This is a genomic window from Oleiphilus sp. HI0123 (assembly GCF_001635315.1).
Genome location: NZ_LWGE01000809.1, coordinates 1 through 6,523 on the forward strand (window position 1 = coordinate 1; position 6,523 = coordinate 6,523).

Annotated in this window: 7 protein-coding genes; all 7 read left to right on the plus strand. The window is 46.6% G+C overall.

Annotation, left to right across the window (positions count from 1 at the left end; translation table 11 throughout):
* The first annotated feature begins 70 nt into the window (after window positions 1-70).
* A complete protein-coding gene (locus tag A3761_RS07040; protein WP_082865153.1) occupies window positions 71-757 on the plus strand; it encodes a transglutaminase-like cysteine peptidase in 687 nt (228 codons plus the stop codon).
* A gap of 123 nt (window positions 758-880) precedes the next feature.
* Complete coding sequence (locus A3761_RS07045; RefSeq protein ID WP_068511073.1) at window positions 881-1,261, plus strand: MerR family DNA-binding transcriptional regulator; 381 nt, start codon at window positions 881-883, stop codon at window positions 1,259-1,261.
* A 39-nt stretch (window positions 1,262-1,300) separates the two neighbouring features.
* Window positions 1,301-2,458, plus strand: coding sequence for an isovaleryl-CoA dehydrogenase (locus A3761_RS07050; RefSeq protein ID WP_068511075.1), 1,158 nt, complete (start codon window positions 1,301-1,303; stop codon window positions 2,456-2,458).
* 70 nt (window positions 2,459-2,528) lie between these two features.
* A complete protein-coding gene (locus A3761_RS07055; RefSeq protein ID WP_068553300.1) occupies window positions 2,529-4,136 on the plus strand; it encodes a carboxyl transferase domain-containing protein in 1,608 nt (535 codons plus the stop codon).
* Between the two features lie 59 nt (window positions 4,137-4,195).
* Window positions 4,196-4,981 carry an enoyl-CoA hydratase-related protein gene (locus tag A3761_RS07060; RefSeq protein ID WP_068507218.1) on the plus strand — a complete coding sequence of 262 codons (786 nt, stop codon included), beginning with the start codon at window positions 4,196-4,198 and terminating at the stop codon, window positions 4,979-4,981.
* A gap of 8 nt (window positions 4,982-4,989) precedes the next feature.
* Window positions 4,990-5,877 (plus strand): hydroxymethylglutaryl-CoA lyase, encoded by an 888-nt coding sequence (locus tag A3761_RS07065; RefSeq protein WP_068507219.1) that lies wholly within the window; start codon window positions 4,990-4,992, stop codon window positions 5,875-5,877.
* Window positions 5,878-5,898: 21 nt separating this feature from the next.
* Window positions 5,899-6,523, plus strand: a 625-nt coding sequence (locus A3761_RS07070) for an AMP-binding protein (RefSeq protein ID WP_156491701.1), incomplete at its 3' end; no start/stop codon positions are given.

Here is a 6,523-nt window from a genome sequence, read left to right on the forward strand (position 1 = left end):
GGGCATAAAAGACCGTTTAAGCAAACTTCGGAAGCGAATGCTTAAAAATAGAGTAAACCAATAAGTCACAATGACTCCGATATTCAATAGCTATTGCTTAGGCCTCACTCTTTTAAGGACCCCGATTTACAAGCGGGTTGTCATAATTTTTTTTATTACGACCTGCGCCTCAGCCCTAGACCTTAACTCTAAAGTTCTCGATTTTATTGACCAGCGCTTCGGCCAGGACGCTGTTAGCCGACTCCAGCAATGGGAAAGAATCGCTAATTACAAACAAAACATTACCCATCAACAAAAGCTAAAACTTGTAAACCAGTTCTTTAATAGAGTGAAGTTCGTATCCGATCAAGAACAATGGAATAAGGAAGATTATTGGGCAACGCCATTAGAGTTTTTGGCAACCAATGCTGGCGACTGTGAGGACTTCTCAATTGCAAAGTACTTTACGCTTCGGGAAATGGGAATCCCTGATGACATGATAAAAATCACCTACGTCAAAGCGCTTGAGCTGAACCAGGCTCACATGGTCCTCGCCTATTACCCGACTCCAGACGCTGAACCCCTCATTCTCGACAACCTGATTAATGAAATAAAACCAGCAGGCCAACGTACCGACCTGGCACCTGTATACAGCTTCAACGGTGAAGGCTTATGGCTTTCGAAGATTAGAGGTCAGGAAGGTAAACGCATTGGCAATGCAGATAAGCTGGAAAGCTGGGTAGAGCTATTGAACAGACATTATAAGTTACTGAAATAAGCATCACCCACCCTTTAACCCACCACAACACAATTTTGTCACTAGACCACACAATGTTGACGTTAACGTCAACGTAAGTATATCATGATAGCTAAAGTAAATTGGCCAAAAAGGGTTGATAGAATGAGCCAACAATTCAGCATTAGCGAACTGTCTCGCGAGTTCGATGTCACCACCAGAACCATACGCTTTTATGAAGCAGAGGGACTTCTGCACCCTACCCGAAAGGGACAAACGCGAATTTATTCAGATGCCGACAGAGTCACACTAAAACTGATTATTCGAGGCAAACGCCTTGGTTTATCGCTTGCCGAGTCAAAAGAACTCATTCAGTTGTACGACCCAAGTGGTGCAAACCAAGTTCAATTACGACGCCTGCTCGATAAAATTAATGAGCGCAGACAAGTCTTAAAGCAACAGGTTGAAGATATTCGTGTTATGCAGCTCGAACTTGATGAAGCCGAGTCTCGGTGCATAGACGCGATAAATAAACAAAAGACATAAACAATCTCTTACCGAATAAATAGAAATGTGAGGCCAACCATGCAATTACTAAATTTTGATTTGTGTGAAACCAATGACATGCTCAGAGACCAGGTCTCTAACTTCGTCGCAAGTGAGATTACGCCCATCGCTGCAAAGACCGATAGTGATAACGAGTTCCCTAACGAGCTTTGGCCTAAACTTGGTGAAATGGGTCTATTGGGCATGACCGTACCGGAAGAGTTTGGCGGCACAAACATGGGCTACCTTGCTCATGTACTGGCAATGGAAGAGATCAGCCGCGGCAGCGCATCGATTGGCCTTAGTTATGGCGCTCATTCAAATTTATGTGTTAACCAAATCAACCGTAACGGTAGCCAAGAACAAAAAGAAAAGTATTTACCGAAGCTTATTTCGGGTGAGCACATTGGTGCACTCGCAATGAGTGAGCCGAACGCTGGTAGTGACGTTGTGAGCATGAAACTTAAAGCCGAAAAACGCGGTGACCATTATGTTCTCAACGGTAGCAAGATGTGGATTACCAACGGGCCCGACGCTAACACCTATGTCATTTACGCTAAAACGGCGCCAGAGAAAGGCCCGCACGGTATAACTGCCTTTGTCGTCGAGCGTGACTGGAAGGGCTTTAGTCGGTCTCCTAAGCTAGACAAGCTGGGTATGCGCGGTTCAAACACCTGCGAACTGGTATTTCAAGATGTCGAAGTCCCTGTTGAAAATGTTCTTGGTCTTGAAAATGCGGGCGTTAAAGTACTAATGAGCGGCCTCGATTATGAACGTGTCGTGCTATCAGGTGGGCCAACGGGCATTATGCAATCTTGCCTCGACCTGGTTATACCTTATATCCACGAACGCAAACAGTTTAATCAGTCGATCGGCGAGTTCCAGTTAATCCAGGGGAAGATGGCTGATATGTACACAGCACTCAATGCCAGCCGCGCCTACTTATACGCCGTTGCTAAAGCCTGTGACCGAGGTGAGACCACCCGTAAAGATGCGGCCGGTATCATTCTATACAGCGCTGAAGCAGCAACTAAAATGGCCTTGGAGGCAATCCAAATACTTGGCGGCAATGGCTACATTAACGAGTTCCCTGCTGGGCGCCTATTACGAGATGCGAAGCTCTATGAAATTGGTGCCGGAACTTCCGAGATTCGTCGTATGCTAATCGGCCGCGAATTATTTATGGAAACGCGTTAACACCCTGCCTCGTTAATTAAAGCCAAGCCTTAGCAAATATTGCTAAGGCTATCGATGGATAGAATCATTTATGACCGTTATACAATCCAACACAGACGCTTTAAGCGCACAGTTTAAAGAAAGAAAGCTTGCGATGGACGAGCTGGTGACTGGGCTGCGTGAAACCATTCAGGCCACCGCAAATAGCGCCGGGCCTGAAGCGGTAAAGCGCCACCTAGCTAAAGGAAAGCTTTTACCCAGAGACCGAGTCACGAGATTAATTGATCCCGGCTCACCATTTCTTGAGTTATCTCAACTTGCTGCCCATGAGGTATACGATGAAAAGGTTCCCTCTGCCGGTGCAATTACTGGCATAGGCCGAATCAATGGCACTGAGTGCATGATTGTTGCCAACGATTCGACGGTTAAAGGAGGCACTTACTACCCTCTTTCGGTTAAAAAACATCTCCGCGCCTTAACCATCGCTGAAGAGAATCGCCTACCCTGCGTCTACCTTGTAGATTCAGGTGGCGCAAACCTCCCTAATCAGGATGAAGTCTTTCCGGACGAGGATGACTTTGGCAACATTTTCTATCGACAGGCCAACATGTCTGCCAAAGGGATTCCACAAATCGCCGTGGTACTTGGCTTGTGTACCGCTGGTGGCGCTTACGTCCCTGCAATGGCCGATGAAAGCATAATGGTTCGCAACCACAGTACAATCTTTCTAGCAGGCCCACCGCTAGTTAAAGCTGCAACCGGTGAAGAAGTTAGCGCAGAAGACCTGGGCGGCGCTGATGTGCATTGCAAAACCTCTGGTGTTGCTGATCATTATGCCGACAGTGAAGAGCATGCTATCCAGATCGCTCGAGAATGTGTATCAAACCTCAATTGGCAGAAGCCGCAACAAATGGCTACTCGCCCAGCAAAACCACCTAAGTACCCGGAAAATGAAATAAACGGAGTAGTTCCAACTGACCTTAAAACCCCCTACGACGTACGAGAAGTCATTGCCCGAATCGTTGATGATTCAGACTTTTCAGAATTCAAGCAATACTTTGGTGAAACACTCGTTTGCGGCTTTGCACATATTTACGGGAACCCGGTCGGTATTATTGCTAACAACGGCATTTTGTTTTCGGAGTCTGCTCAAAAAGGCGCGCACTTTATAGAACTATGCTGCCAACGCAAGATTCCTTTGATCTTCCTGCAAAATGTCACTGGTTTTATGGTCGGCAAATCCTTTGAAGAAGGCGGTATCGCCAAGCATGGGGCAAAGATGGTCATGGCCGTCGCTTGCGCTAAAGTTCCGAAGTTTACGATCATTATTGGCGGAAGTTTTGGTGCCGGAAATTACGGCATGTGCGGGAGAGCCTATCATCCACGATTCCTATGGATGTGGCCAAATGCACGTATTTCAGTAATGGGTGGCGAACAGGCTGCAGGCGTTCTGGCACAAGTTAAACGAGATAGTTTGGCTAAACGTGGCATCAATTGGTCTGATGAAGAAGAACAAGCACTCAAGCAACCGATTATCGAACAGTTTGAAAAACAGGCACACCCTTATTATGCCAGTGCACGCTTATGGGATGACGGCATAATCGAGCCTAGCGACACTCGAAAAGTTCTTGGCGTCGCAATCTCAGCTAGCCTAAACGCACCAATAGAAGATACCGAGTTTGGCGTATTTAGAATGTAAGTATGAGCGATCACTCAAATTACTCATAAGGTACAATTCAATGAATCAGGATATTAACCATGCAGCCAGCAAGTACTCTTCAATTTGATAAGCAAATCGCCACCCTTTGCTTATCGCGCCCTGAAAAGCACAACGCTTTCGATGACCAGGTAATTACCGAACTACGCGCACATATAAAAACAGTCAACGACTCAGATGCGCGCGTTATGGTACTCAAAGCTGATGGCAAACATTTCTGCGCCGGGGCTGACTTAGCCTGGATGAAACGTATGGCAACGCTAAGTCATGAAGACAACCTTCACGATGCACGCCAACTTGCTGCGCTTATGCAAGAGTTAAACGATCTTAGGATTCCCACAATAGCACGCGTACAAGGAGCCGCCTACGGTGGAGCAATCGGGCTTATCGCGTGCAGCGACATTGCCATCGCCGATGAGAAATCACGTTTCTGTTTAAGCGAAACGAAACTCGGTTTAGCACCTGCCACCATCGGGCCTTTTGTTGTTGAAGCCATCGGCCCTCGCATCGCAAAAAGACTATTCTTAACTGCTGAAGTATTTAAGGCTCAAGCAGCAAAGGGTTATCAACTTGTCCATGAAGTTGTAGCAACTGAACAATTAGATGAGCAAGTACAGGCTATTGTTGAACAAATTTTAACAACTGGCCCGCAAGCCAGTATTGCAGCCAAGCAGCTAGTGGCTGACATAGTGCAAGCTCCTGAAGACTTAAGTGAACGCACCAGCCAGCTTATTGCTGACTTACGCGTATCGGAAGAAGGTCAAAATGGATTGAAGGCATTTTTCGATAAGCAGCCAGCTCCTTGGATTAAGAGCAATAAGGAGTAAACACAAGCATGAGTGATCAAGTAAGAATTGTTGAAGTGGGTCCGCGTGACGGGCTACAAAACGAAGCTGGAATCGTAAGCTTGGAAGATAAACTCGCCTTAATCGAACAGCTTGGCAAGGCTGGACTGAAGCAAATAGAGGCCGGTAGCTTTGTTTCACCCAAGTGGGTTCCCCAGATGGCCAGTAGTGCAGAGGTTTTCACAAAGCTAAGTCGCAGAGATGATATCTGTTACTCAGCTCTCACCCCAAACCTCAAGGGTTATGAAGCAGCCAAATCTGTCAATGTGGATGAGGTTGCCATATTTACTGCAGCTTCAGAAGGCTTTACTCAGAAAAACATCAACTGCAGCATTGATGAAAGCATTGCTCGTTTCGAGCCACTTATTACCCAGGCCAAGCAGGATAATTTGCGCGTTCGAGCTTATGTTTCTTGCATTATCGCCTGCCCTTACGATGGCATCACTTCGCCTGAAAATGTTACTAAAGTCTGTGAGCGCCTGCTGAGCATGGGCTGCTACGAGGTATCACTCGGCGATACAATTGGCATTGGTACGCCCGTTCAAATAAAAACGCTGCTCTCTCAACTATTGAGACACTTCTCGACCAATCAACTAGCCTGCCATTTTCACGATACCTACGGCCAAGCGCTTGCCAATCAATACGCAGCCCTAGAGTTAGGCTACAGAACTTTCGATACCTCAGTAGCTGGCTTAGGTGGTTGCCCCTATGCAACCGGAGCCTCTGGAAATGTCAGCACAGAAGACACCGTTTATATGCTCCAGGGGGCTGGCATGGAAACAGGTATTGAGCTAGACAAGCTCATTGAAGCAGGAAACAGAATTTGCAATGCAATTGGCCGAACTAATCAATCAAAAGTAGCGCTCGCATTAAAATAACCAGACTCGGAACAGCACGACATGAATCAGCAAAATAACGAATGCCTTTGGCAACCTAGCATAGACCGCATATCGCAGACAGAACTGACTCGATTCATGTCTTATCTAAATCAGCAAAGCGAACATTCATTTGAAAGCTACGATCAACTCTATCGTTGGTCTGTCTCTGATAAGCAGGCATTCTGGTCACAGCTGTGGGATTTCTTTGATGTCAAAGGTCATAAAGGCGAACTCACCTTGCTTAATGAAGACAAGATGCCGGGTGCGCAATGGTTTCCAAATGCGACCTTGAACTTTGCCGAGAATCTGTTGCGCCAAGCTGAAAGCAGCCCTGCATCGATAGCGATTGTTGAACGTGGCGAGCATGGCCTTAGAACAGAGCTTAGTTACCAGGAACTACTCCAGCAGGTTAATAAGTGTGCCACATATCTTAAGCAAGTGGGCGTAGCAAAAGGCGATGTGGTAGCCGGCTTCCTACCAAATAGTTGCTATGCGGTGATTGCCATGCTTGCTACAAGTAGCCTCGGTGCAATCTGGACATCCTGTTCACCCGATTTTGGCGTAACAGGCGTGCTCGATCGCTTCGAACAAACTCGTCCTAAAGTCCTTTTTGCTACAGACGGTTATTACTATGGAAATAAAACTA